We start from the raw sequence: 25,136 nt of genomic DNA on the forward strand, positions 1-25,136 counted from the left end.
TCAGACCGCCATCGGCGCGGTCAGCGGCTCATGGTGGCGATAGCCGACGAGCGAGAAGTCCGACGGCTCGATCTGCTCGAGCCACTCGGGCGCATAGACGCCCGTCTTCGCGTATTCAGGCACGCGCTCGGCGATCTCGAGCCGCGGGCTTTCGTACGGCTCGCGTGTGAGCTGCTGCTGCAGCATGTCGAGCTGGTTCTCGTAGATGTGCGCGTCACCGATGAAATACGTGAACCAGCGCGGCGTATAGCCCGTCAGCCGGCCGACGAGCGACAGCAGTGCGGCCCCTTCCGTCAGGTTGAACGGCGTGCCGAGCCCGACGTCGTTGCTGCGGATGTACAGGCACAGCGAGATTTCGCGCTTCGTCGCATTCGGCAGGAACTGGTACAGCAGATGGCATGCGGGCAGCGCGATCTGGTCGAGCACGGCCGGATTCCACGCGTGAAACAGGATACGACGGTCGGCCGGATTCTCCATGATCGTGTCCAGGCACTGGCGCAACTGGTCGATCGCCTTGTACAGCAGCACCTTCGGTGCGCCGTCTTCGTCGAAACGCGTGACGATCCGGAAGCCGCGGCGCGTCGCGTCGGCGATCTGCGCATCGGCGCCCGCATCGAGCACCTTGTAGCCCGGCCACTGGCGCCATTGCACGCCGTACACGTCGCCGAGATCGTCGACGCCCTGGCGGTACGGGTTCGCGAGCCACTGCGCGTTCTCGTTCGCGTTCGCGTCCCACACCTTGCAGCCGAGCGCGCGGAAATCGGCCGCGCTGCGCGACGCGCGCAGGAAGCCGACCAGTTCGCCGACCGCGGACTTGAACGCGAGCTTCTTGGTCGTGACGGCCGGGAAGCCTTGCTGCAGGTCGAAGCGCAGCATCGCGCCCGGCATGCTGATGGTGCGGATCCCCGTGCGGTTCTCCTGCCAGGTGCCGGTATCGAGAATGGTACGAACGAGGTCGAGATACTGTTTCATGCGGGTTCCTTCGGCCGCGAGGGCGGCCGTACCCGCCAATTTTAGCAAGCGTGATGCGGAAACTCCGGCAACGACGCAGGAAACCCCGCCAGCGCGTCGCCGCGATCGCGCATTCCGTGCGCGCACATCAGCCGGTAGAGCGTGACGCGCGACACGCCGAGTTCGCGCGCGGCATCCGCGAAACGGCCGCGATGGCGCAGCAGCGCCTGCTCGATCGCCTGCCGTTCGGCCGCCTCGCGCGCCTCCAGCAGCGACACGGGCGCGAGCGTCGCGTAGTCGTTCAGCTCGAGATCGGCCGCGGTGATCATCCGGCCCTCCGACATCACGATCGCGCGGCGCACGCGATTGATCAGCTCACGCACGTTGCCCGGCCACGAATAGCCGTACAGCGAGGCCACCGCATCAGGGGAAAAGCCGCGCAGGCGGCGATGCGCATCGCCCTTGAAACGCTCGAGCATGTGGCGCGCGATCACCTCGATGTCCTTGCCCCGCGCGCGCAGCGGCGGCTCCTCGATCTTCAGCACGCACAGGCGATGGAACAGGTCTTCGCGGAACCGCCCTTCGCGCAGCGCCGCTTCCATGTCCACGTGCGTCGCGCAGATCACGCGCACATCGACCGGCACCGACACGTGCGCACCGAGCCGCTCGATCTTGCCTTCCTGCAGGAAGCGCAACAGGCTCGCCTGGCTTTCGAGCGGCAGGTCGCCGATCTCGTCGAGAAACAGCGTGCCGCTGTTGGCGGCCTCGACGCGGCCGATCTTGCGCTGGTTCGCACCGGTGAACGCGCCGCGCTCATAGCCGAACAGCTCGGCCTGCAGCAGCGTCGACGGGATCGCACCGCAATTGATCGCGATGAACGGCGCCTGCGCACGCGACGAGCGCTCGTGAATCGCGACCGCCGTCAATTCCTTGCCCGTGCCCGATTCGCCGGAGATGAACACCGGCGCATCGGTCGCCGCGACGCGACGGATTGTCCTGAAGAGTCCGAGCATCGCATCGCAGGTGCCGACCATCTCGCCTTCGCTGCGGCCCGCACCGGCAAGCGGCGCAACGGGCTCGGTCAGCGCGACCATGCCATGCGCATGACCGACGGTCTCGACGATCCGCGACATCTCGTACGGCATCGTCACGTAGTCGAAGCAATAGTCGCGAATGAGATGGCGCAGCGTGGCGTCCTGCAACTGGCCGCGCCGCGTCGCCGCGATCCAGCCGATGTGCTGGATGCTCAGACAGGATTCGAGTTCGCGCAGGTCCGAGGGCTTGAAGCCCGGCGAGAAATCGAGCAGGCCGGCCGTTGCAACGCCGTGCTGCACGACGCGCCGTACGTCGCGTACGGTCTCCGCGAGATCGACGCGCCAACCGCATTCGTCGAAATGGCCGCGCAACGCATCGTTCGGTTCGCGCGAGTAATAGATCACGTGCCGCTGATCGGCTCCCATATGCCCACCCCGTTCATCAACCATCCAACGATTGCCGCGCACGCCAAGTCGCGTGCGAAAGGATCGAATCGGGTCAGCCAAAGGTGGCTCGATTCGCCATGCCGATGCGCGGCAACGACAAAGCCTCGCATGATGGCGCTAATTTCGCGTCCGTTTTTTTTTGATCAACACAGCTTAGTTATAGGCACTGAATGCGACAAACCGATTTCAGCGCCTCGGGCGATGCGGTCAAATCGCTCGGGAAGTCGACGCATGTCAATCATCTGCACATAGCACCTGCGCAGCGAAGTGCTCTTTCATCGACACACGCGTCGATTTTCATCCTTGTAGCGTATCGATTGAATCCGCAGTATTCCCAAGCCCCCTCGTTTCAGGCCTGAAACACTTTCAGGCGTTTTTCGCCGCAATTGTCGACGCGTGTGCGCGAATCGCAATCGTGACAAGGGTCCCGGCGCGATGGCATGTATTTCGCTGCATAGGAATACATCGGAGACAGCGACCATGCGAAAACATCTGTTACTTTCCTTCGTGCCGATGGCGATTTCGCTCTCGGCCGCCGGCCCGCCCGCGCCGGCGCATGCGGATGAAAACATGAAGCTGGATCGCGCGATGCTGCTCGCCGAAAACGCGCCAGGCATGCAGCCCGGCAACGGGTTCGGCATCGTGACCGTGTCGGCGCCGCAACCGCTGCCGGCCGGCAAGGCTTCAGTGACGCTGTGGGACGAGATCCCGCCTCCGCCCCAGTTACCGACGCCGCTCCCGGTACCGCAGCCACGCGACGTGCAGCACGCGATGGAAAAAAACGCACAAGGCACCACGCACCAGTGAGCATGTACCAATCCATTCGATGAGGATTCCATAGCTATTCGAATCTGCCGGACAGCATCGATCGCGCTCCCCTCACCGCCCCGCGACACGAAACGGTTTTTGTGCTCCGTCCCCCGGCGGGCACTCTTTTTACTCTGTCCGTCGCCGCGCCGCATTGCATCGCGCATCGCGGCGCGCAACACCGGAAAGCCGATGCACGTGCGAGGAATCCGGCAGGCACCGCCGTTCCGGTAGAATCGGCGCCATTCCGGCTTTCCTCTTCTCCGACCTTCATGACGACGTTGACCCTGATCGTCGCGCGTGCCCGCAACGGCATCATCGGCCGCGACAACCAGTTGCCCTGGAAACTTCCCGAGGATCTCGCGTTCTTCAAGCGTACGACGATGGGCGCGCCGATCGTGATGGGCCGCAAGACCCACGAGTCGATCGGCCGGCCGCTGCCGGGCCGCCGCAACATCGTCGTCACGCGCGACGCAACGCGCCGCTTCGATGGCTGCGACACGGTCACGTCGCTCGCCGACGCGCTGGCCCTCGTCGCGCGCGACGGCGTGCCCGAAGCATTCCTGATCGGCGGTGCGCAACTCTACGCGGAAGGCCTCGTGCTCGCGGATAAACTGATCGTCACCGAGATCGATGCCGACTTCGACGGCGATGCATCGTTCCCAGCGCCCGACGCCGCGCACTGGCAGGAAGTTTCGCGCGATGCACACCAGGCCGCCGCGCCGAACACGTTCGGTTATGCGTTCGTCGTCTACGAACGCAAGCGCGCCTGACGCGTCACGCACAATGAGCAAAGCCCGACCGGCTCGCGCCGGTCGGGCTTTTTCGTTTCGTGGCGGCCTGCGCCGCGCGCGGCTTACTGCCCTGCGATCGTCATCTGCTCGATCAGCACCGAGCCCGTTTCCTTCGTACCGCGGACGATCGAATCCGCGCCGATCGCGACGATATGCCGGAACATCTCCTGCAGCGTGCTCGCGACGGTGATTTCCTCGACCGGATACTGGATCACGCCGTTCTCAACCCAGAAACCTGCCGCGCCGCGCGAATAGTCGCCCGTCACATAGTTCACGCCCTGCCCCATCAGTTCGGTCAGCAGCAGGCCCGTACCGAGCTTCTTCAGCATCGCGTCGAAATCGTCGCCCGGCTGCGTGTTCGAGCTGCGCAGCGCGAGGTTGTGCGAGCCGCCCGCGTTGCCGGTGGTCTGCGTGCCGAGCTTGCGTGCCGAATAGGTCGACAGGAAGTAGCCTTCGACGACGCCGTCCTTGACGACGCTGCGCGCGCGCGTACGTACGCCTTCCTCGTCGAACGGCGCGCTGCCCATCGCGCGCGGCACGTGCGGATCCTCGACGACCTGGATGTGCGGCGCAAACACCGGCTTGCCGAGGCTGTCGACGAGGAACGACGTCTTGCGGTACAGCGCGCCGCCGCTCACGGCCTGCACGAATGCGCCGAGCAGGCCGGCCGCGAGCGGCGCCTCGAACAGCACGGGCACCTTGCGGGTGTCGAGACGGCGCGCGCCCATCCGCGCGAGCGCACGCTCGGCCGCGTAACGGCCCACCGCTTCGGGTGCCGCGAGATCAATCGCGCTGCGCTTCGACGAATACCAGTCGTCGCGCTGCATTTGACGGCCGCTGCCCGCGATCGGCGCGCATGCAATGTAGTGGCGCGAGTACGGATAGCCGGACAGGAAGCCGCGCGACGTCGCGAGCACGAACTGCGAATGCTGCGCCGACACGCTCGCGCCTTCCGAATTGCGGATCTGCGGGCTGACCGCGAAGGCGGCGTCTTCCGCGCGGCGGGCAAGTTCGACGGCCTCGTCGGCCGTCAGCGCCCACGGATGATAGAGATCGAGGTCGCGCGGGTCGGTTTCGAGCAGCTCGGCCTCGGCAAGGCCGGCCGCTTCGTCCTCGGCCGTGAAACGTGCGATGTTGTAGGCGGCAGCGACGGTATCCTTGATCGCGGCTGGTGAAAAATCGGACGTGCTCGCGTTGCCGCGCTTCTTGCCGATGAACACGGTCACGCCGACCATCTTGTCGCGGTTGTGCTCGATCGTTTCGACTTCGCCGCGGCGCACCGACACCGACAGGCCGTCGCCCTCGGAGATTTCGGTCGCGGCGTCCGTCGCGCCGAGTGCCTTCGCATGGCGAAGGATGTCCGACGCGATTTCTTTGAGCTGGTCCTGCGTGTGCGGGAAATAGCGCGCTTGTACGTCGAGATTGGCTGCCATCGTCTTGGTATCCGGTGGCGGGCGGGCGCCCGCATGTTCAAAATGTTGCGTATCCCGCGATCATAGCAAGGTCCGGGGACGGACACAGACAAGCTTGGGGTGTCCGCGCCGCGATACAATGCCGCCCATGACACGCAAAACCCGAATTCAGCCGATCGAGCCTGCCGTCGAAGACGACGACAACGGCTACGATCGCCCCAGCAAATCCCAGTTGAAGCGCGAGATGCACGCGCTGCAGGAGCTCGGCCAGGCGCTCGTCGACCTGCCGAAGGACGCGCTCAAGCGCATGCCGATGCCGGAAGCCCTCGCGGACGCCGTTCGCGAGGCGCGCCGGATCACCGATCACGAAGGCAAGCGCCGCCAGCTCCAGTACGTCGGCCGCGTGATGCGCTCGCTGGCCGACGACGAGACGGCCGCGCTGCGCACCGCGCTCGACGCGCAGCGCGGCGTGAACAAGGCCGCGACGGCCCGCCTGCATTGGATCGAGCGCACGCGCGAACAGTTGCTCGCCAGCGACGACGCACTGACCGAATTCCTGCGCCGGCACCCCGACGCCGACATCCAGGAAGGCCGCACGCTGATCCGCAATGCGCGCAAGGAAGCGCAGCAAGGCAAGCCGCCGCGCTATTTCCGCGAACTGTTCCAGTGGGTCAAGACCGCGAGCGGCACCCCCGGCGGGGATGATGAAGCGGCCGACGACGCCGGAGACGACCATGACGACGAAGCCTGACCACCCGGACGAACTCGTCGTCGGCCTCGTGTCGATCAGCGACCGTGCCAGCACGGGTGTCTATGAAGACAAAGGCATTCCGGCGCTGCAGGAGTGGCTCGCCGGTGCGCTGGTCTCGCCGTGGCGCGCCGAAACCCGGCTGATCCAGGACGACGCGCCGACGATCTCCGCGACCCTCGCCGAGCTCGTCGACGTCGCCGGCTGCGACCTCGTGCTGACGACGGGCGGCACGGGCCCCGCGCGCCGCGACGTGACGCCCGAGGCCACGCTGGCCGTGGCGACGAAGGAAATGCCGGGATTCGGCGAACAGATGCGGCAGATCAGCCTGAATTTCGTGCCGACCGCGATCCTGTCGCGGCAGGTCGCGGTGATTCGCGAGACGGTCGACCATGCGGCGCTGATCATCAACCTGCCCGGCCAGCCGAAGTCGATCCGGGAAACGCTCGAAGGGCTGCGCGATGTCGACGGCAAGTCGACCGTGCCCGGCATCTTCGCAGCGGTGCCCTACTGCATCGACCTGATCGGCGGCCCGTACATCGAGACCGACGCCGCGGTGGTCGCGGCGTTCCGGCCGAAAAGCGCGCAGCGCTGAGCGTTTGTCGAGCGCCGAGCGCGTGCCGGCCCGCTCAGGCGGCCGGCGCGGACTCGCCTGCCGACGCCGACGCGGCCGGAATCAGGAAATGCTCGCGGTAGTACTTCAGCTCGTCGATCGACTCGTGGATGTCCGCGAGCGCCGTGTGCATCGCGCGTTTCTGGAAGCCCTTGTAGATCGCGGGCTGCCAGCGGCGGCACAGCTCCTTCAGCGTGCTGACGTCGAGATTGCGGTAGTGGAAGAATTTCTCGAATTCGGGCATCCAGCGCGCCATGAAACGGCGGTCCTGGCAGATCGAGTTGCCGCACATCGGCGACTTGCCGGGCGACACGTACTGCGCGAGGAACGCCTGCAGTTGCGCGGCGGCTTCCGCCTCGGTCACGGTCGATGCGCGCACGCGGTCGATCAGGCCCGAGCGGCCGTGCGTCGACTTGTTCCAGTCGTCCATCTTCGCGAGCGTTTCGTCGCTCTGGTGGATCGCGAACACGGGGCCTTCGACGGCAACGTCGAGCGTGGAATTGGTCACGACGACCGCGATCTCGATGATGCGGTCGTTATCCGGGTCGAGGCCCGTCATCTCCATGTCGAGCCAGACGAGGTTCAACTCGTTGCGCACGAGCGCGGGCTGGCTGGTGGAAGCGGCGGTATCGGTCATGAGTCATCCTGGAAAATGGCGGACGGCGCGCGACGCCGCCCGGGCGGCCGGCAACGCATCAGCGGGCCCGGTCCGCAAGAACATATAATTCTCGCATAGAACCCTTTGGCGCCTTCGATGTCACCCTTTTCGTTCACCCTGCTGTTCGCGCTCGCCGTGCTCGCGATGGTCGTCACCAAGCTGTGGCTCGCGTCGCGGCAGATCCGCTTCGTCGCCGCGCATCGCAACGGCGTGCCCGCGCAGTTCAGCGCAACCATCCCGCTGACCGCCCACCAGCGCGCGGCCGACTATACGGTCGAGCGTACCCGGCTGACGATGCTCGAGATCGTCGTCAGCGCGGCCGTGCTGGTCGGCCTCACGCTGCTCGGCGGCGTCGGCACGCTCGACACGCTGCTGACCGGCTGGCTCGGCCGCGGCTACGGGCAGCAGGTCGCGCTCGTCGCGGCGGTGCTCGTGATCACGAGCGTGATCGACGTCCCGTTCGAGTATTACCGCCAGTTCGGGATCGAGCAGCGTTTCGGCTTCAACCGGATGACGAAGCGGCTGTTCTTCACCGACATGCTGAAAAACTCGCTGCTCGGCGCCGCGCTCGGCCTGCCGCTGCTGTTCGTCGTGCTGTGGCTGATGAACCAGGCCGGCAGCCTGTGGTGGCTGTGGACCTGGATCGTCTGGGTCGCGTTCCAGTTGCTCGTGCTGCTGATCTACCCGACCTTCATCGCACCGCTCTTCAACAAGTTCGAACCGCTGAAGGACGACGCGCTGCGCACGCGCATCGAGTCGCTGATGAAGCGCTGCGGCTTCGCGGCGAAGGGGCTGTTCGTGATGGACGGCAGCCGCCGCTCCGCGCACGGCAATGCGTACTTCACGGGCTTTGGCGCATCGAAGCGGATCGTGTTCTTCGACACGCTGCTCGCGCGCCTGTCCGGCCAGGAAATCGAAGCCGTGCTCGCGCACGAACTCGGCCATTTCAAGCGCCGCCACGTGATGAAGCGGATGCTCGTGTCGTTCGTGTTGAGCCTCGTGCTGCTCGCGCTGCTCGGCTGGCTGGCGCAGCGCACCTGGTTCTATACAGGGCTCGGCGTCACGCCGTCGCTCGACACGAGCAACGCGGGCGCCGCGCTCGTGTTGTTCTTCCTCGCGATTCCGGTGTTCCTGTTCTTCGCGACGCCGTTCAGCAGCCTCACGTCGCGCAAGCACGAATTCGAGGCCGACGCGTTCGCGGCCAGCCAGACCGACGCGCAGGATCTCGTCAGCGCGCTCGTGAAGCTCTACGAGGACAACGCATCGACGCTGACGCCCGACCCCGTCTACACGGCCTTCTATTACTCGCATCCGCCCGCATCGCAGCGGATCGACCGCCTGCTGCAGCTCGCATGAGCCGGCCGCCTTCCCGCAAGCCGGCCCCGCGCGCGTCGGGCGCGCAACGTGTCGAAGGCCGCGTGATCGCGGCGCACGGCCGCCACTACATCGTCGCGCCCGACGACGGCGGCCCGATGCTGCAGTGCTTCCCGCGCGGCAAGAAGAGCGACATCGCGGTCGGCGACCGCGTCGTATACGAACACGCGTCGGCCGACCAGGGCGTGATCGTCGAGATCGGCGAACGGCGCAACCTGCTGTACCGTTCCGACCAGTTCAAGTCGAAGCTCTTCGCGGCCAACCTCGACCAGTTACTGATCGTGCTCGCGACCGAGCCCTATTTCAGCGAAGACCTGCTCGGCCGCGCGCTGATCGCCGCCGAGGCGAACGAGCTGAAGCCGCTCGTCGTGCTGAACAAGATCGACGTCGAGGCTGCGCTGCCGGTCGCGCGCGAGCGCCTCGCACCGTACCGCGCGCTCGGCTACGACGTGCTCGAGCTGTCGGTGAAGGGCTCGCCCGACGACGCGCGCGCACAACTGATGCCGCACCTCGCCGGCCATTCGACGATCCTGCTCGGCCAGTCCGGGATGGGCAAGTCGACGCTCGTGAACCTGCTCGTTCCCGATGCCGAAGCCGCGACGCGCGAGATCTCGGCCGCGCTCAACAGCGGCCGCCACACGACGACGTTCACGCGCCTCTACCCGCTGGAGGGCGGCGGCGCGCTGATCGATTCGCCTGGCTTCCAGGAATTCGGCCTCTACCATCTGACGGAAGGCCGTCTCGAGCGCGCGTTTCCGGAGTTCCGGCCGTTGCTCGCGGACTGCCGTTTCTATAATTGTCATCATCTGCACGAGCCCGGCTGCGCGATCCTCGAAGCGGTCGCCGACGGCCGCATCGCGCCATCGCGGCACGCGCTGTATGCGCAGCTCGTGCACGAGGCGAGTCAGATCGTCCGCTGATCGCGCGACAGGCGCGCGGCGGCCGATGCCGTTCGGGCCGGCCTTCATCGACAGGAGCCGCCATGCGTTTCAAGGCACCCGATCTTGCGACGGCACAGCATTGGGCCAACGTGCTTCAGGTGGCCGGCATCGGTTGCGAGCTGCATAACTGCTACGCGACCGGCGCACTCGGCGGCCTGCCCGCCGACGCGTGCACGCCCGAGCTGTGGCTCGACGACGAACGCGACGACGCGCTCGCTCGCCGGCTGCTCGATGCCGCGTCGCACGGCCCGTCGGCCGGCGCCGCGCCGTGGCGCTGCCGACAGTGCGGCGAAGCGCTCGAGGCCCAGTTCACGGCGTGCTGGCAATGCGGCGCCGTGCGCGATCCGCTCGACGACTGACCCACAGCAAAAAGGCCGGCATCAAGCCGGCCTTTGCCTTTCATCGAGCGCTGCGCGGCCCCGTCACGACACCCACACGGCGAGCGTCAGCATCAGCAGCAGGATCATCCACAGGATCACCGCGCGCCAGACGAGGCCGACCGCCGACTGCAGCGTACGCGGCGTGCAATCATCACCGACCGTCAGCGGACCGCTGTCGCCGACCGCCAGCGCATCGAGGCTCGACGGTTCCGCGAGCGGCCCCGCGAGACGCGCGCCGAGCGCCCCGCTGCCGGCTGCCAGCAGCACCCCGTCGTTCGGGTCGGGCCACTGGCGCGTGTGGTTGCGCCACGCGTAGATCGCATCCTCGAAATTGCCGACGATCGCGAAGCCGAGTGCGGTCAGTCGCGCGGGGATCCAGTCGATCACGAAGAACGCGCGCTGCGCGAACGTCGAGAAGGCGGCCGTGCGCTCGTCGCCCGGCGTCGACCAGCTGCGCGCGAGGTATTCGGAAATCCGGTACAGCACGGCGCCGGCCGGCCCGATCGGCAGCACATACCAGAAGAACACGCCGAACACGTGGCGATGCGATGCGACAACCGCGTGAATCAGCGTATGGCGGACGATTTCGCCGACCGGCATGTCGACCGTGTCGATGCCCGTCCACTCGCGCAGGATTTCGCGCGCGCGCGGCACGTCGTCGTTGTTGAGCGCGAGATGGATGTCGGTGAAGTAATGGCTGAACTGGCGGAAGCCAAGCGTGAAATACACGACGACCACGTTCCACAGGAACGCGAGCACGAAGCTCACCTTGTACAGCAGGAAATAGATCAGTGCGACGACCAGCACCCACGGCAGCACGACCGCGAGCCACGCGAGGATGCCGTGCTTCTGCTTGCCGGCGTCGAGGCCATGCGCGACGGTTTCCGCATGAAACTGGAACAGCGCGAACACCGGATTGTTCGGCGACAACGCGCGGACCTGTTCGATGATGAGGGCAAGGAGAACCGAAAAGAAAGTCATGCGTGGCGCCGTCTTCGGAGTTATGTCATTTTTTGCATAACGATAGCACAGCGTAAGCCAAGCATGGCTGCCGGCGCGGTCGCCCGGCGGCAGGCCGCGCGCGTGAGCCGGTGTGCGCGCCTATGCAGCGGCCAAGAAGCGGTACAGATTGCGAAACATGGCGGCAGTTGCGCCCCAGATGAAGTAATGCCCGCCTGGTCTGCCGTTCGGATAGGGCATCGCAAAAAAACGACGCTCGCCGCCTTCCCAGCGGAACACGCGGACTTGATGGTTCGCGGGATTCATCACGAACGCGAGCGGTACCTCGAAGATCTCGGCGACTTCGAACGTGTCGGCCTGCACGGTGAACGGCGGATGCACGAGGCCGACCACCGGCGCCACGCAGAAGCCGGTGCCGGTCAGGTAATCGGGTAGCGCGCCGAGAATCTCGACGCGTTCGGCGTCCAGCCCGATCTCTTCCTTCGCCTCGCGCAACGCAGTGGCGGTCGCGTCGCGATCGAACGGTTCGCGACGGCCGCCGGGAAAGCTGATCTGCCCGGCATGGTCGTTCAGGTGGTCGGCGCGCTGGGTCAACAGCACGGTGAGGCCCGACTCGCGGGCAACGAGCGGCACGAGGACAGCCGCGCTGCGCGGATCGACGCCTTCCTGCAGCCTCGCCTCTCCGGGCTCGACGTTCCAGTCGAGCGTGCGCGCGAAACGGTCGCGCAAGCCGGACGGCGTCATCAGGTGCGGATCGATGGCGGGCAGGCCGGCGCCGGTGCCTTCGACCGGCAATACTTCGGGATCGATGATGGGGCGGCGGTTCAATGGGGCTCTCTGGTTCGTGTCGTATCGAGCATATTGTCGCGCCAGAATGAAAAAAGCACCCGGGTGGGTGCTTTTTCCTTACAGCTCTTACTCTTGGGAAGCTGCTGCGGTGCGATCCTTCGACACCAGCTTTTCCTTGATACGAGCCGACTTGCCCGAACGCTCGCGCAGGTAGTACAGCTTCGCGCGACGCACATCGCCGCGGCGCTTCACGACGATGCTTGCCAGCAGCGGCGAGTACGTCTGGAACGTACGCTCGACGCCTTCGCCCGACGAGATCTTGCGAACGATGAAGTTCGAGTTCAGGCCACGGTTGCGAATCGCGATCACGACGCCTTCGTAAGCCTGAACGCGCTTGCGGTTACCTTCAACCACGTTCACGTTCACGATCACCGTGTCGCCCGGGGCGAATTCGGGGATCGTCTTGCCGGCGAGCGCGCGCTCGATTTCTTCCTGCTCAAGTTTTGCGATGAGGTTCATCACTGACTCCTATTGCCATCGTGTCGGCGTTTGCACCTGCCTGCTCCCAGGCCGGCCCCGATAGAGGATGGATTCACATCAGGCACCGCGCACGCATGCACGGCACCGCCAATTCCCGCCCGCGACGCCGCCTCAGGAGGCGTCCTTCGCTTCGCGTGCGAGGTTCGCAAGCCATGCCTCGTCGGCACGGCTCAACAACTTTTCGCGGCGCGCCCGGACGATCAGGTCCGGCCGCTTCCGCAACGTATTCCGCAATGCTTCCTGACGCCGCCACCGCTCGATCTCGGCATGATGCCCGCCGAGCAGCACGTCCGGCACGCGCACGCCGTCATATTCCTCGGGGCGCGTGTAATGCGGACAATCGAGCAGGCCGTCGACGAAACTGTCCTGCACGGCCGACTGCGAATCGTTCAGCACACCGGGCAGCAACCGCACGACCGCATCCATCATCGCCATCGCCGGCAGTTCCCCGCCCGACAGTACGAAATCGCCGAGGCTGATTTCCTCGTCGACGCAACGGTCGAGCAGGCGCTGATCGATCGCTTCGTAGCGGCCGCACAGCACGACGACACCCGGCTCCTGCGCCATCCGCACCGCTCGCTCGTGCGTGAGCGGCGCGCCCTGCGGCGACATCATCACGACGCGCGTGCTCGCGATGCCCTGCTCCGCCTGCGCCGCTTTCGCGGCGCCGATCGCGGCTTCGAGCGGCCTGGCCAGCATCACCATGCCCGGACCGCCGCCGTACGGACGATCGTCGACCGTGCGGTAGTTGTCCGTCGTGAAATCACGCGGGTTCCAGGTGCGCAGCCCGAAGCGCCCCTGCTTGACGGCCCGGCTGGTGATTCCCCAGTCGGTCAGTGCACGGAACATCTCGGGAAAGAGCGTGACGACGTCGAACTGCACCGCGCTCTCGGTAACCTGGTTCATTTCAGTAATCGGCTTCCCAGTCGACGACGATGCGACGCGCCGCCTGATCCACCGTTTTGACGTATACGCCGACAAACGGAATCAACCGTTCGTCGGTGGTCGGCTGACCGTCTTTGCCGGTCGCGGGATACTCGACACGCATGATCGCATGCACGCCGTTGTCGATCATCCCGCTCACTTTCCCGAGCGCCACCGATTGCTCGTTGACGACATCGAGGCCGATCAGGTCGACCCAATAGAATTCGTCCGCGGCCAATGCCGGGAAATCTTCCCGGCGCACGAACACGCGAAAGCCGCGCATAGCCAGCGCGGCATCGCGGTCACTGACGCCCGCAGGTTGCGCAACGACCGTGTCGCTGTGCGTCTTCGACTGCATGATGCGGACGGAGAGCCGCTCCGCACCGCGTTCCAGCCACCAGCGGCGCGCGTTGAGCAACGCGTCGCCGCCGCGACCGGCATCGGCATGCGCCGCCACCTTGACCCATCCCTTCAGGCCGTAGGCGTCGACCACCGCCCCGACCTCGACGGCATCGTCGGGCCAGGCTTGCATCGCTTCGAGACTACCCTGTTCGGCAGCCTGACCGGCGTTCGCGACAACGTCGCGCTCGACCGGCTTGCGGACGAATGCGCCGAATGACGCACGCCCGCGCCTTGCATTACCGGAATCGTGACCCGCCATCAATGCACCTCACAGCCGGCACGACCGGCACACCGTGCCATGTTAGGCAGCCGGTTGCGCCTTTTGCGCTTCCTTCACGAGACGCTGGACGGTCGGCGACAGTTGCGCGCCAACACCTTGCCAGTACGTCAGGCGGTCCTGAGCGATACGCAGCGACTCGCCCTTCGTGGCGACCGGGTTGTAGAAACCGACGCGCTCGATGAAGCGGCCGTCACGACGGTTGCGCGAATCGGTAGCAACGATGTTGTAGAACGGGCGCTTCTTCGAGCCGCCACGAGCCAGACGGATGATAACCATATGATGTCCTTCGGAAAACCGGGTTCGAAACTACTGAAACACGCAATTATAGCCGGAAACCAGAGGCACAACAAACACTTACGCGCAAAAAATCCACGGACGGCCCGTCCGCCGGGCATACAATCGTCGTGTCCAGGACGCTCCCGACCGTCATGCCGCTCCTTCGCGCCGCCTCGACGCGCCGCGCGCAGCACCGTTTCATCGCGCTGCCTGCCGGCCTTGCCTGCCTCGCGTCCGCAACGGCGTTCGCCGCGCCGTTGCCGGTCGATGAACTGGTCGTGCCGCCCGGCTTCCACGTGGAAGTGCTGACCGACGCGGTACCGACCGCACGCGAAATGGCGTGGTCGCCGCGCGGCATCCTGTATGTCGGCACGCGGGAAGGCCGCGTGCATGCGTTCGAGATGCACGAGGGCCGGATCAGCGCGCGCCACGTGATCGCGTCCGGACTCGACATGCCTGTCGGCGTAGCCTACCGCGAGGGTGCGCTCTATATATCAGCCGTGTCGCGCATCCTGCGCCTCGATCGCATCGACGACCGGCTCGCCAAGCCACCGCCCCCTGCCGTCGTGACCGACGCGCTGCCGACCGACCACCATCACGGCTGGAAATTCATCGCGTTCGGCCCCGACGGCAAGCTTTACGTGCCGACCGGTGCACCGTGCAACGTCTGTCTCGCCGATCGCGGCCGCTACGCGATCATTGCGCGCATGAAGGCAGACGGCAGCGGAAGCGAGATCGTCGCACGCGGCGTACGCAATACGGTCGGCTTCGCATGGCACCCCGATTCGGGCGAGCTGTGGTTTACCGACAACGGGCGCGACATGATGGGCGACGACGTGCCCGACGACAAGCTCAACCGCGCGCCGCGCGCCGGCCTCGACTTCGGCTTTCCGTACTGCCATGGCGGCGATACGCCCGACCCCGAATTCGGCAGCGCCGACGTATGCCGCCGTTATGTGCCGCCCGTATTGAAACTCGGCGCACACGTCGCGGCGCTCGGCATGCGCTTCTATACCGGGCCGATGTTTCCGGCGTCGTATCGCAATAACGTGTTCATCGCCGAACACGGTTCGTGGAACCGCAGCACGAAGGTCGGCTACCGCGTGATGCGCGTCGTCGTATCGGCGGACGGCAGCCAGGCGCGCCAAACCCCGTTCGTCCAGGGCTGGCTGCGACCCGACGGCACGGTGTGGGGACGCCCGGCCGACGTGCTGCCGCTGCCGGACGGTTCGCTGCTCGTGAGCGACGATTACGCAGGCGCAATCTACCGCGTGACCTATGCGGCACCTTGACGCAGGCCGGGGGTGACCGGGCCCGACCGGGCATCGTAGAATGCGTGCCGGGCCGCGCGCCCGCGCCGGCCCGCCGGCCGCCCATGCCAACGACAATACGCCGCCATCCATGTCCAGCAGCACCGCACCGTCCCGCCGCTTCCGTTCCAAGACGCTCACCGCCGCCCTCGCATTCCTGTTCGGATCGCTCGGCGCGCACCGCTTCTATCTGTACGGCTTTCGCGACGTGTACGGCTGGGCACACCTGCTCGCGACGATCGTCGGCATCCCGGGCTTCCTCCTGCTCGCGGCGACCCAGCGCAGCGCCGGCCTCGGCTGGTGGCTCGCGGTACCTGGCGCGATCTCTCTGCTGGCGGCGTTCCTCGCCGCACTCGTCTACGGGCTGCGCCCCGACGAAAAGTGGGACGCGCAATTCAACGCGGAGACCGGCAAGCACAGCCGGTCGGGCTGGACCGTGATCTTTGTCGTGATCTTCTCGCTGCTGATCGGTGCGTTCCTGCTGATGACCGCGCTCGCGCTGTCGTTCCAGACGTATTTCGAATCGCAGGTCGAAGCAGCGAAGCAGATTTCGCAGTAAGCGTAACGAGCGCGACACACCGGCGCCGACGAGCACCGATATTGCGCGCCAGTCAGAACAGGTTCAACTGCATGTCGTCGCGCGACTTCGCGCCGGCAGCGCGCACTGCCATGCGCGGCGCAGGCACTGCGGCGGCCGGCGCGCCGCGAAACTGCGACAGATCGAGGATGCCGTTCGTGCGCTCGTTCAGCCCGAGCCGCTTGACGGCCTGGCGGAAACGCTGCCGCAACAGGTCGGCCCAGATCCCCTCGCCCTTCATCCGTTTCGAGAAATCCGAGTCGTAGTCTTTCCCGCCGCGCATGTCGCGCACGCGATTCATCACGCGCTCCGCACGATCGGGAAAATGCGCGGCGAGCCAGCTCTTGAACAGCGGCGCGACCTCCCACGGCAACCGCAGGATGATGTAGCTCGCATGCGTCGCGCCCGCTTCCGCGCACGCTTCGAGCACGCGCTCCATGTCGGGCTCGGTGACGAACGGGATCACCGGCGCAATGCTCACGCCGACCGGCACGCCCGCATCGCGCAGCGCGCGGATCGTGCGCAACCGGCGCGCCGGCGTCGCCGCCCGCGGCTCAAGCGTGCGCGAGAGATCGGCATCGAGCGTCGTGATCGTGACTGCCGCCATCACCTGCCCGCGCTCCGCCATCGGTGCAAGCAGGTCGAGATCGCGCTCGATCAGCGACGACTTCGTGATCGCGGCGAACGGCAACCCGCGATCGTGCATCACCTGGATCACGCTGCGCGTGATGCGCAGGTCGCGCTCGACCGGCTGATAGGCGTCGGTATTGACGCCGAGCGCGATCGGCTCAGGCACGTAGCGCTTGCGCGAAATCTCGCGCTCGAGCAGTTCGGCCGCATTGACCTTCGCGTAGATGCGGCTTTCGAAATCGAGCCCCGGCGACAGGCCGAGATAGCTGTGCGTCGGCCGTGCGAAGCAGTAGATGCAGCCGTGCTCGCAACCGCGATACGGATTGAGCGATACGCTGAACGGAATATCGGGCGACTGGTTGTGCGTCAGGATGCTCTTCGCACGCTCCTCGAACACCTGCGTGCGCAGCGGCGCGGCGAAGTCGGCATCGTCCGACTCGTGCGTCCAGCCGTCGTCGACCGCTTCGCGCTGCGCGAGCTCGTACCGCCCCTGCAGGTTGTCGACCGCACCGCGCCCCTTGAGGGGCACGGGCGGCGCTACCGGAAATTCGTTGTCGGATCGATCGTCCATGTGCCCACCCATTCGCCTGCGCCCAATACTGTACATTTATACAGTATTGGGCGCAGCATGCCAAGGGCGGGATAAGGGGCCCGGTAACGGGCCGCCGGCGCGTCACTCGCCGACCGCGATCGTCAGCGTTTCCTTGATTTCCTCCATCACGACATAGCTCTTCGACTGCACGGCGCCGGGCAACTGCAGCAGGATGTCGCCGAGCAGCTTCCGGTAGTCGGCCATCTCGCCGATCCGCGCCTTGATCAGATAGTCGAAATCGCCGGATACGAGGTGGCATTCGAGCACCTCGTCGATCTTCATCACTTCCCGACGGAATTGCTCGAACATGTTGCCGCCCTTGTGGCCGAGCGTGATCTCGACGAACACCAGCAGCGCGGCACCCAACTGGCCCGGGTCGACCCGCGCGTGATAGCCGGTGATCACGCCGTCCCGCTCCATGCGCCGCACGCGCTCGATGCACGGCGTGACAGTCAGGCCGACCTGTTCCGCGAGGTCTTTCATCGCCATCCGGCCGTCGTCCTGGAGCAGTTTGAGGATGCGCCGGTCGAGCTTGTCGAGCGAGCGTACGGGCTGACGTTGCGTTCTCATTTGTTTATGCTGAAAACCTGAAAAATACGATAACAAAACCTGCACATTCGACAATACCATAGCTCGAAAAACTAGATCAGCTAGAGGTTACACGGAACCGCGGGTGCGTCCGGCCTCGATCTGGTCCCTTCCATCTGGAGCAGCTATGCGAGTCGTCATTCTGGGCAGCGGTGTGGTGGGCGTGGCAAGCGCGTATTACCTCGCGCGCGCCGGTCATGAAGTCACTGTGATCGACCGGGAAGCCGGCCCTGCGCTCGAGACGAGCTTCGCGAACGCGGGCCAGATCTCCCCCGGCTATGCCGCGCCGTGGGCCGCGCCCGGCGTGCCGCTGAAGGCCGTCAAATGGATGTTCGAAAAGCATGCGCCGCTCGCGATCCGTCTCGACGGCACGCGCTTCCAGCTCCAGTGGATGTGGCAGATGCTGCGCAACTGCACGACCGAGCGCTATGCAGTCAACAAGGGCCGCATGGTCCGCCTCGCCGAATACAGCCGCGACTGCCTGCAGGCGCTGCGCGCCGACACCGGCATCCAGTACGAAGGGCGCACGGGCGGCACGCTGCAGCTGTTCCGCACGCAGCAGCAACTCGACGGCGCGGCGAAGGACATCGCCGTGCTGCAGGAAGCGAACGTGCCGTTCGAACTGCTGTCGCCGGCCGACCTGAAGAATGCCGAACCGGCTCTCGCCGCGGTGTCGCACAAGCTGACGGGCGGCCTGCGCCTGCCGGGCGACGAAACGGGCGATTGCCAGCTGTTCACGACGCGCCTCGCGGCGCTCGCCGAATCGCTCGGCGTCAAGTTCCGCAACAACACGCCGATCGACGCGCTCGCGATTGCCGGCGGCAAGATCGCCGGCGTGCAATGCGGCAGCGAGACGGTGCGCGCGGACGCGTACGTCGTCGCGCTCGGCTCGTACTCGACCAGCTTCATCTCGAACCTGATGAAGATCCCGGTCTATCCGCTGAAGGGCTATTCGATCACCGCGCCGATCGTCAACGAAGCGGCCGCGCCCGTGTCGACCGTGCTCGACGAGACCTACAAGATCGCGATCACGCGTTTCGACCAGCGCATCCGCGTCGGCGGCATGGCGGAAATCGTCGGCTTCGACAAGAACCTGCGCGCCGCGCGCCGCGAAACGCTCGAGATGTGCGTGAACGACCTGTTCCCGGGCGGCGGCGATACGTCGAAGGCGACGTTCTGGACGGGCCTGCGCCCGATGACGCCGGACGGCACGCCGATCGTCGGCCGCACGCCGGTGTCGAACCTGTTCCTGAACACCGGCCACGGCACGCTCGGCTGGACGATGTCGTGCGGTTCGGGCCAACTGCTCGCAGACCTGATCTCGGGCAAGAAGCCCGCGATCCAGGCCGACGACCTGTCGGTGCACCGTTACCTGAAGGAAGTGGCCGGCCAGACGCGCCCGGCATACGCATAAGCCGCGGTGGCCCGCAGCAATGCGGGTCGGCCGGCATCGAAAAAAAGGGGCGCTCGTAGCGCCCCTTTCTCCGTGTACTTACCGCTGAAGCGTCACGTCGCGTCAGCCGAGCTCGGCCACGAGTTCCGGCACGAGCGTGAACAGATCGCCGACGAGGCCGTAGTCGGCCACGCTGAAGATCGGCGCTTCCGGATCCTTGTTGATCGCGACGATCACCTTCGAATCCTTCATGCCTGCCAGATGCTGGATCGCACCCGAGATGCCCACCGCGATGTACAGCTGCGGCGCGACGATCTTGCCGGTCTGGCCGACCTGGTAGTCGTTCGGCACGTAGCCGGCGTCGACTGCCGCGCGCGATGCGCCGAGTGCGGCCGACAGCTTGTCCGCCAGCGGCTCGAGCACCTTCGTGTAGTTTTCACCGCTGCCCAGACCGCGGCCGCCCGACACGATGATGCTGGCCGACGTCAGTTCCGGACGGTCCAGCTTCGTCACCTCACGGCTCACGAACTGCGACTTGCCTGCGTCGGCTGCCGCTTCGATCTTCTCGACCGAAGCGCTGCCGCCTTCGGCCGCCACCGGATCGAAACCCGTCGCACGCACCGTGATGACCTTGATCGGGTCGCTCGACTGCACCGTCGCGATTGCGTTGCCTGCGTAGATCGGGCGCTCGAACGTATCGGCCGAATCGACCGCCGTGATGTCCGAAATCTGCGCGACGTCCAGCTTCGCGGCGATGCGCGGCGCGATGTTCTTGCCGTAGGCGGTCGCCGGCGCGAGGATGTGCGAGTAGTCCTTCGCGATGTTCAGCGCGGTCGCTTCGACGTTTTCCGCGAGGCCTGCTTCGAGCTGCGGCGCGTCGGCCAGCAGCACCTTCGAAACACCTGCGATCTTCGCTGCTGCGTCTGCCGCCGCTTGCGCGTTGTGGCCCGCAACCAGCACGTGAATGTCACCGCCGATCTTCGCCGCCGCTGCCACCGTGTTCAGCGTCGCGGCCTTGATCGACGCGTTGTCGTGTTCTGCAATCACCAGAATCGTCATTTCCTTGCGCTCCCTCTTACAGCACCTTGGCTTCGGTCTTCAGCTTCTCGACCAGCGTCTTCACGTCCGGCACCTTCACGCCGGCCGCGCGCTTCGGCGGCTCGACCACCTTCAGCGTCTTCAGACGCGGCGCGACGTCCACGCCCAGGTCTTCCGGCTTCACGATTTCCAGCGGCTTCTTCTTCGCCTTCATGATGTTCGGCAGCGTCACGTAGCGCGGCTCGTTCAGGCGCAGGTCCGTGGTCACGACCGCCGGCAGCGTCAGCGACAGCGTTTCCGCGCCGCCGTCGACTTCGCGCGCAACCGTGGCCTTGCCGTCGGCGACCGTCACCTTCGACGCGAACGTCGCTTGCGGCAGGCCTGCCAGCGCGGCCAGCATCTGGCCCGTCTGGTTCGAATCGTCGTCGATCGCCTGCTTGCCGAGGATCACCAGTTGCGGCTGTTCCTTGTCGACCAGCGCCTTCAGGATCTTCGCGACGGCCAGCGGCTCGACGCTGTCGTTCGACTCGACGAGGATCGCGCGATCCGCACCGATCGCCAGCGCCGTGCGCAGCGTTTCCTGCGCCTGCGTAACGCCCACCGAAACGGCGATCACTTCGGTCGCGACGCCCGCTTCCTTCAGGCGCACCGCTTCTTCAACGGCGATTTCGTCGAAAGGGTTCATCGACATCTTCACGTTCGCAATGTCGACGCCCGTGTTGTCCGACTTCACGCGGACCTTCACGTTGTAATCGACCACTCTTTTCACTGGCACCAGGATTTTCATGCACACGCTCCAAAGTTACGAATACGACCAGAGGCCATTCTATAGCGAGGCCTCATGACTGCGCGGCCAAGCGGACCCATCCATCGTGGCTGTCGAGGATACCGCTTCTTGGCGACGCGCCAATGATAGCGAACGGTCGTTCTATTTTAAAAGAGAAAAAACCCGGACGCAAAGCCCGGGTTTTCGATCATCAACTCTAATCCCGCCGGGCGCCCCGCACTCTGCCCGTTACCAGGCGGCAATGACCGCGCCGCCGAACTTGCCTTCGATGAACTGCTTCACGTCGGCCGAATGATAGGCCGCAATCAGTTTCGCGACCCACGGCTTGTTCCTGTCCGCGTCGCGAATCGCGAGGATGTTCGCGTACGGGCCGTTCGGCCCTTCGATCGCGATCGCGTCCTGTTTCGGTTTCAACCCCGCTTCCATCGCGTAGTTGGTATTGATCGCGGCCGCGTCGACGTCGCCGAGCGAGCGCGGAATCTGTGCCGCATCGAGTTCGACGATCTTCAGCTTGCGCGGATTGTCGACGATATCGAGCGGCGTCGCCTTCAGCCCCGCATCCGCGCGCAGTTTCAGGAGGCCCTGCTTTTGCAGCAACAGCAGCGCACGGCCGCCGTTGGTCGGATCGTTCGGGACCGCGATGCGCGCGCCGGGCTTCAGTTCGGTCAGCGACTTCACGCGCTTCGAATAGATGCCCATCGGGAACGTGACGGTATCCGCGACCTTGATCAGCTTGTAGCCGCGATCCTTCACCTGCGCCTGCAGATACGGATCGTGCTGGTAGCTGTTCGCGTCGAGGTCGCCCGACGCGAGCGCCGCGTTCGGCTGCACGTAATCGGAGAATTCGACGATGCGGATCTCGAGGCCGCTCTTCGCCGCGACCTTCTTCACCGCTTCCATGATCTGCGCGTGCGGCCCGCCCGTCACGCCCACCTTGATGGTTTCGGCCTGCGCGTGCGCACCCGCGAACAGCGCGGCTGCGCCGAGTGCCGCCGCGAATTTCAGCATGAAGCGTCGTTGCATCGTCTCCCCCCTATTGGATGGTCAATTTCGTCTTATTTGTGGCTCAGCCGGCGGACGAGCCAGTCGCCGAACGACTGCACGATCTGCACGAACACGATCAGGATCGCGACGACCGTCCACATCACTTCCGGCAGATAGCGCTGGTAGCCGTAGCGAATCCCGAGATCGCCGAGCCCGCCGCCGCCGATCGCGCCCGCCATCGCCGAATAGCCGACCAGCGACACGAACGTGATCGTCAGGCCCGCCACGACGCCCGGCAGCGATTCGGGCAACAGCACCTTGAATACAATCTGCGATGTGGTCGCGCCCATCGATTGCGCGGCTTCGATCAGCCCGCGGTCGACTTCGCGCAGCGCCGTCTCGACGAGACGCGCGATGAACGGCGCGGCCGCCAGCGTCAGCGGCACGACCGCCGCGGCCGTGCCGATCGACGAACCCGTGACGAGCCTCGTAAACGGAATCACCGCGACCAGCAGGATGATGAACGGCGTCGAGCGGACCGCGTTCACGATGCCGCCGAGCACGCGATTCACGGCGAGGTTCTGCAGCACGCCCTGGCGATCGGTCAGGTAGAGCAGCACGCCGAGCGGCAGACCGACGAGCGCGCCGACCGCTCCGGAGATGCCGACCATGATCAGCGTCTCCCAGAACGACTGCACGAACATATCGAACATCTCACTCAACATACGAAAGCTCCTCTACCACCACACCTTGCTCGCGCAGGAACGCGAGCGCCTGCCCGACCTTGCCCGGCTCGCCGCCCGCGAGCACCGCGAGCGAACCGAATGCCTGCCCCTGGATCTCGTCGATCTGGCCGTGCAGGATGTTGAAATCGAGTTCGTAACGGCGAATCGTCTCCGACAGGATCGGCTGGTCGACACCCGAGCCCGTGAACGCGAGCCGCAGCAGATGCCCGCTGCCCGTCTTCAGCCGCTCGGCCACGCGCACCTTCAGCGCGGGCGGCAGTTCCTGCGCGATCACGTCGCCGATCAGCGCGCGCGTCACTTCGTGATGCGGCTGCAGGAACACGTCGATCACGCGGCCTTCCTCGACCACCCGCCCCGCGTCGAGCACCGCGACGCGATCGCACACCTGCTTGATCACTTCCATCTGGTGCGTGATCAACACGATCGTCAGGCCGAGCTCGCGGTTGATGCGCTTCAGCAGGTCGAGAATCGAACGCGTGGTCTCGGGATCGAGCGCGGACGTCGCTTCGTCCGACAACAGCACCTTCGGCTGGCTCGCGAGCGCGCGTGCAATGCCGACGCGCTGCTTCTGTCCGCCGCTGATCTGCGCCGGGTAACGATCCTTCTGTGCGGACAGCCCGACGAGGTCGAGCAGCGGCAGCACGGCGGCCTCGATGTCGGCACGGCTTGCGCCGGCCAACTCCAGCGGCAGCGCGACGTTGTCGAACACCGTGCGCGACGACAGCAGGTTGAAGTGCTGGAAGATCATGCCGATCTCGCGGCGCGCCTCGCGCAGCGCGCCAGCCGGCAGCAGCGTGAGATCGCGCCCGCTGACGACGACATTGCCTTCGGTTGGCCGCGTGAGCAGGTTGATGGTGCGCACGAGCGTGCTCTTGCCGGCGCCGCTTCGGCCGATGATGCCGAACACCTCGCCCTGCGGAATCGTCAGGTTGACGTTGTGCAGCGCCTCGACCCAGCCGCTCGGCCCGGGGAAACGCTGCGAAAGATTGCGTAATTCGATCATGTAAACAAAACGGCGGCCGGCTGGCGAGCAGGCCCGCCAGTCGGCCACCGATGCATCTGGAATAGCCGGCGATTTTACCGCAAACCCCTCATTCCCCTTAATAATCGATTTCGATCTTTTCATAACCTCACGAAATTAGAGGGGCACCGCTGGCCCGCCGCGGGAGTGTCGCGACTATGATCCGGAACACGCATGCCAACGCACAGGGGACCCGCCAGATGACCGCCACCACCACGCCGGCCGCCGCACCTGCCACCGCCGGATCGGCGCCTGCGTCGCCGCCGGCGCCGAAAATGGGCCGGCTGCGCACCGCGGACGGGCTCGAACTGGCGTCGTACCGCTGGCCGGCCGGCAGCGGCACCGCGCCGCCGCGCGCGACGATCGCGCTCGTGCACGGCCTCGCCGAACACGCGGGCCGTTATGCCGCGCTCGCCGGCCGGCTGAACGCGGCCGGCATCGACGTGCTCGCGATCGATCTGCGCGGGCACGGCCAGTCGCCCGGCAAGCGAGCCTGGGTCGAGCGTTTTGACGATTACCTTGACGATGCGGATGCACTGGTCGCCGAAGCAGCGCGCGGCAATGCGCCGCTGTTCCTGATGGGACACAGCATGGGTGGCGCGGTCGCCGCGCTGTACGCGATAGAACGCGCGCCGGCCAGCGGCCATGCGCTGACGGGCCTCGTGCTGTCGAGCCCGGCGCTCGCACCGGGGCGCGACGTGCCGCGCTGGATGCTCGCGGTAAGCCGCGTCATCAGCCGCGCGTGGCCGACCTTTCCCGCGATCCGGATCGACGCGGCGCTGCTGTCGCGCGATCCGGCCATCGTCGCGGCCAATCGCGCCGATCCGCTCGTGCATCACGGCGCGGTGCCCGCGCGCACCGGCGCGGAGATTCTCGACGCGATGGCGCGTATCGAACGCGACCGCGGCGCGCTGCGCGTCCCGGTGCTCGTCTATCACGGCACCGAGGACAAGCTGACCGAACCCGACGGCAGCCGTGCGTTCGGCGCGCGAGTCGGCTCGCCCGATCGCACGCTGACGCTATACGATGGCGGTTTCCACGAAACGATGAACGATCTTGAACGCGATCGCGTGATCGACGCGCTGATCGCGTGGATTCACGCGCGCGTGCCGGCGCGCTGATCAAGCGCACATGCCGGCG

General features: G+C 66.0%; 28 protein-coding genes. 11 read left to right on the plus strand and 17 right to left on the minus strand.

Translation table 11 applies throughout. From position 1 onward, the window contains the following. Positions 1-972 carry a thymidylate synthase gene (locus tag ACNQQL_RS07810; protein ID WP_072436420.1) on the minus strand — a complete coding sequence of 324 codons (972 nt, stop codon included), beginning with the start codon at positions 970-972 and terminating at the stop codon, positions 1-3. A 41-nt stretch (positions 973-1,013) separates the two neighbouring features. Continuing rightward, positions 1,014-2,411 (minus strand): sigma-54 dependent transcriptional regulator, encoded by a 1,398-nt coding sequence (locus ACNQQL_RS07815; RefSeq protein WP_072436032.1) that lies wholly within the window; start codon positions 2,409-2,411, stop codon positions 1,014-1,016. 501 nt (positions 2,412-2,912) lie between these two features. Here ACNQQL_RS07815 and ACNQQL_RS07820 point away from each other — a divergent pair. Together ACNQQL_RS07820 and ACNQQL_RS07825 are read left to right on the plus strand one after the other, a co-directional pair. After that, the gene (locus tag ACNQQL_RS07820; RefSeq protein WP_347063804.1) at positions 2,913-3,239 is read left to right on the plus strand and encodes a hypothetical protein; all 327 of its coding nucleotides are present in this window, start codon (positions 2,913-2,915) and stop codon (positions 3,237-3,239) included. Between the two features lie 272 nt (positions 3,240-3,511). After that, positions 3,512-4,012, plus strand: coding sequence for a dihydrofolate reductase (locus ACNQQL_RS07825; RefSeq protein WP_347063759.1), 501 nt, complete (start codon positions 3,512-3,514; stop codon positions 4,010-4,012). 83 nt (positions 4,013-4,095) lie between these two features. Here ACNQQL_RS07825 and pmbA read toward each other — a convergent pair whose 3' ends face one another. Beyond that, on the minus strand, positions 4,096-5,466 hold the full coding sequence (gene pmbA / locus ACNQQL_RS07830; protein WP_072436035.1) for a metalloprotease PmbA: 1,371 nt from the start codon (positions 5,464-5,466) through the stop codon (positions 4,096-4,098). 127 nt (positions 5,467-5,593) lie between these two features. On the opposite strand from pmbA, the gene yjgA reads away from it, so the two are divergent. Then, positions 5,594-6,196, plus strand: a complete 603-nt coding sequence (yjgA, locus tag ACNQQL_RS07835; RefSeq protein WP_305729451.1) for a ribosome biogenesis factor YjgA — start codon at positions 5,594-5,596, stop codon at positions 6,194-6,196. Continuing rightward, positions 6,180-6,788: a molybdopterin adenylyltransferase gene (gene mog, locus ACNQQL_RS07840; RefSeq protein ID WP_347063760.1), complete on the plus strand. Its 609-nt coding sequence runs from the start codon at positions 6,180-6,182 to the stop codon at positions 6,786-6,788. Before yjgA ends, mog begins: the two co-directional genes overlap by 17 nt. Positions 6,789-6,822: 34 nt before the next feature. Here mog and orn read toward each other — a convergent pair whose 3' ends face one another. Next, positions 6,823-7,443: an oligoribonuclease gene (gene orn, locus ACNQQL_RS07845; RefSeq protein WP_204426006.1), complete on the minus strand. Its 621-nt coding sequence runs from the start codon at positions 7,441-7,443 to the stop codon at positions 6,823-6,825. Positions 7,444-7,560: 117 nt separating this feature from the next. On the opposite strand from orn, the gene ACNQQL_RS07850 reads away from it, so the two are divergent. The 3 genes from ACNQQL_RS07850 to ACNQQL_RS07860 all read left to right on the plus strand — a co-directional run bounded on the left by ACNQQL_RS07850 (position 7,561) and on the right by ACNQQL_RS07860 (position 10,138). After that, a complete protein-coding gene (locus ACNQQL_RS07850) occupies positions 7,561-8,820 on the plus strand; it encodes a M48 family metallopeptidase (RefSeq protein ID WP_204426005.1) in 1,260 nt (419 codons plus the stop codon). After that, positions 8,817-9,758, plus strand: coding sequence for a ribosome small subunit-dependent GTPase A (rsgA, locus tag ACNQQL_RS07855; RefSeq protein WP_072436039.1), 942 nt, complete (start codon positions 8,817-8,819; stop codon positions 9,756-9,758). The genes ACNQQL_RS07850 and rsgA overlap by 4 nt, the downstream gene beginning before the upstream one ends. 62 nt (positions 9,759-9,820) lie before the next feature. After that, a complete protein-coding gene (locus tag ACNQQL_RS07860; RefSeq protein WP_011351362.1) occupies positions 9,821-10,138 on the plus strand; it encodes a putative signal transducing protein in 318 nt (105 codons plus the stop codon). A gap of 63 nt (positions 10,139-10,201) precedes the next feature. Here ACNQQL_RS07860 and ACNQQL_RS07865 read toward each other — a convergent pair whose 3' ends face one another. The 6 genes from ACNQQL_RS07865 to rpsP form a co-directional block, all read right to left on the minus strand. Beyond that, the gene (locus tag ACNQQL_RS07865; protein WP_034183056.1) at positions 10,202-11,140 is read right to left on the minus strand and encodes a CobD/CbiB family protein; all 939 of its coding nucleotides are present in this window, start codon (positions 11,138-11,140) and stop codon (positions 10,202-10,204) included. A 120-nt stretch (positions 11,141-11,260) separates the two neighbouring features. Beyond that, on the minus strand, positions 11,261-11,947 hold the full coding sequence (locus ACNQQL_RS07870; protein WP_204426004.1) for a CoA pyrophosphatase: 687 nt from the start codon (positions 11,945-11,947) through the stop codon (positions 11,261-11,263). Positions 11,948-12,034: 87 nt separating this feature from the next. Next, positions 12,035-12,427 carry a 50S ribosomal protein L19 gene (gene rplS, locus ACNQQL_RS07875; protein WP_011883860.1) on the minus strand — a complete coding sequence of 131 codons (393 nt, stop codon included), beginning with the start codon at positions 12,425-12,427 and terminating at the stop codon, positions 12,035-12,037. 132 nt (positions 12,428-12,559) lie between these two features. Beyond that, on the minus strand, positions 12,560-13,354 hold the full coding sequence (gene trmD, locus ACNQQL_RS07880; protein ID WP_034183054.1) for a tRNA (guanosine(37)-N1)-methyltransferase TrmD: 795 nt from the start codon (positions 13,352-13,354) through the stop codon (positions 12,560-12,562). Position 13,355: 1 nt separating this feature from the next. Beyond that, positions 13,356-14,033, minus strand: a complete 678-nt coding sequence (gene rimM, locus ACNQQL_RS07885; protein ID WP_347063761.1) for a ribosome maturation factor RimM — start codon at positions 14,031-14,033, stop codon at positions 13,356-13,358. Between the two features lie 42 nt (positions 14,034-14,075). Then, complete coding sequence (gene rpsP, locus ACNQQL_RS07890; RefSeq protein WP_006476550.1) at positions 14,076-14,330, minus strand: 30S ribosomal protein S16; 255 nt, start codon at positions 14,328-14,330, stop codon at positions 14,076-14,078. 152 nt (positions 14,331-14,482) lie between these two features. Here rpsP and ACNQQL_RS07895 point away from each other — a divergent pair, with 152 nt between their 5' ends. Next, complete coding sequence (locus ACNQQL_RS07895) at positions 14,483-15,622, plus strand: sorbosone dehydrogenase family protein (RefSeq protein WP_347063762.1); 1,140 nt, start codon at positions 14,483-14,485, stop codon at positions 15,620-15,622. Between the two features lie 109 nt (positions 15,623-15,731). After that, positions 15,732-16,199 (plus strand): NINE protein, encoded by a 468-nt coding sequence (locus ACNQQL_RS07900; RefSeq protein ID WP_034183440.1) that lies wholly within the window; start codon positions 15,732-15,734, stop codon positions 16,197-16,199. 52 nt (positions 16,200-16,251) lie between these two features. On the opposite strand, the gene ACNQQL_RS07905 is transcribed toward ACNQQL_RS07900, so the two are convergent. Then, complete coding sequence (locus tag ACNQQL_RS07905) at positions 16,252-17,430, minus strand: PA0069 family radical SAM protein (protein ID WP_347063763.1); 1,179 nt, start codon at positions 17,428-17,430, stop codon at positions 16,252-16,254. Positions 17,431-17,520: 90 nt separating this feature from the next. Then, on the minus strand, positions 17,521-18,009 hold the full coding sequence (locus tag ACNQQL_RS07910) for an Lrp/AsnC ligand binding domain-containing protein (RefSeq protein ID WP_012492860.1): 489 nt from the start codon (positions 18,007-18,009) through the stop codon (positions 17,521-17,523). Between the two features lie 145 nt (positions 18,010-18,154). On the opposite strand from ACNQQL_RS07910, the gene ACNQQL_RS07915 reads away from it, so the two are divergent. Then, positions 18,155-19,441, plus strand: a complete 1,287-nt coding sequence (locus ACNQQL_RS07915) for a D-amino acid dehydrogenase (RefSeq protein ID WP_347063764.1) — start codon at positions 18,155-18,157, stop codon at positions 19,439-19,441. A 102-nt stretch (positions 19,442-19,543) separates the two neighbouring features. Here ACNQQL_RS07915 and ACNQQL_RS07920 read toward each other — a convergent pair whose 3' ends face one another. From ACNQQL_RS07920 to ACNQQL_RS07940, 5 genes are all read right to left on the minus strand, one after another. Next, a complete protein-coding gene (locus tag ACNQQL_RS07920; RefSeq protein ID WP_034183049.1) occupies positions 19,544-20,479 on the minus strand; it encodes an electron transfer flavoprotein subunit alpha/FixB family protein in 936 nt (311 codons plus the stop codon). Positions 20,480-20,495: 16 nt separating this feature from the next. Then, on the minus strand, positions 20,496-21,245 hold the full coding sequence (locus tag ACNQQL_RS07925; RefSeq protein WP_072436048.1) for an electron transfer flavoprotein subunit beta/FixA family protein: 750 nt from the start codon (positions 21,243-21,245) through the stop codon (positions 20,496-20,498). Positions 21,246-21,473: 228 nt separating this feature from the next. Beyond that, positions 21,474-22,268: a MetQ/NlpA family ABC transporter substrate-binding protein gene (locus ACNQQL_RS07930; RefSeq protein ID WP_175963715.1), complete on the minus strand. Its 795-nt coding sequence runs from the start codon at positions 22,266-22,268 to the stop codon at positions 21,474-21,476. Positions 22,269-22,300: 32 nt separating this feature from the next. Next, positions 22,301-22,954: a methionine ABC transporter permease gene (locus tag ACNQQL_RS07935; RefSeq protein WP_006486982.1), complete on the minus strand. Its 654-nt coding sequence runs from the start codon at positions 22,952-22,954 to the stop codon at positions 22,301-22,303. Continuing rightward, the gene (locus ACNQQL_RS07940; protein ID WP_347063765.1) at positions 22,944-23,978 is read right to left on the minus strand and encodes a methionine ABC transporter ATP-binding protein; all 1,035 of its coding nucleotides are present in this window, start codon (positions 23,976-23,978) and stop codon (positions 22,944-22,946) included. Before ACNQQL_RS07940 ends, ACNQQL_RS07935 begins: the two co-directional genes overlap by 11 nt. Before the next feature lie 218 nt (positions 23,979-24,196). On the opposite strand from ACNQQL_RS07940, the gene ACNQQL_RS07945 reads away from it, so the two are divergent. After that, positions 24,197-25,117 (plus strand): lysophospholipase, encoded by a 921-nt coding sequence (locus ACNQQL_RS07945; protein ID WP_347063766.1) that lies wholly within the window; start codon positions 24,197-24,199, stop codon positions 25,115-25,117. Positions 25,118-25,136: the final 19 nt, after the last annotated feature.

Source organism: Burkholderia sp. LFS061 (genome assembly GCF_047978125.1).
In the GTDB taxonomy this organism is placed as follows: Bacteria; Pseudomonadota; Gammaproteobacteria; order Burkholderiales; family Burkholderiaceae; genus Burkholderia; species Burkholderia pyrrocinia_C.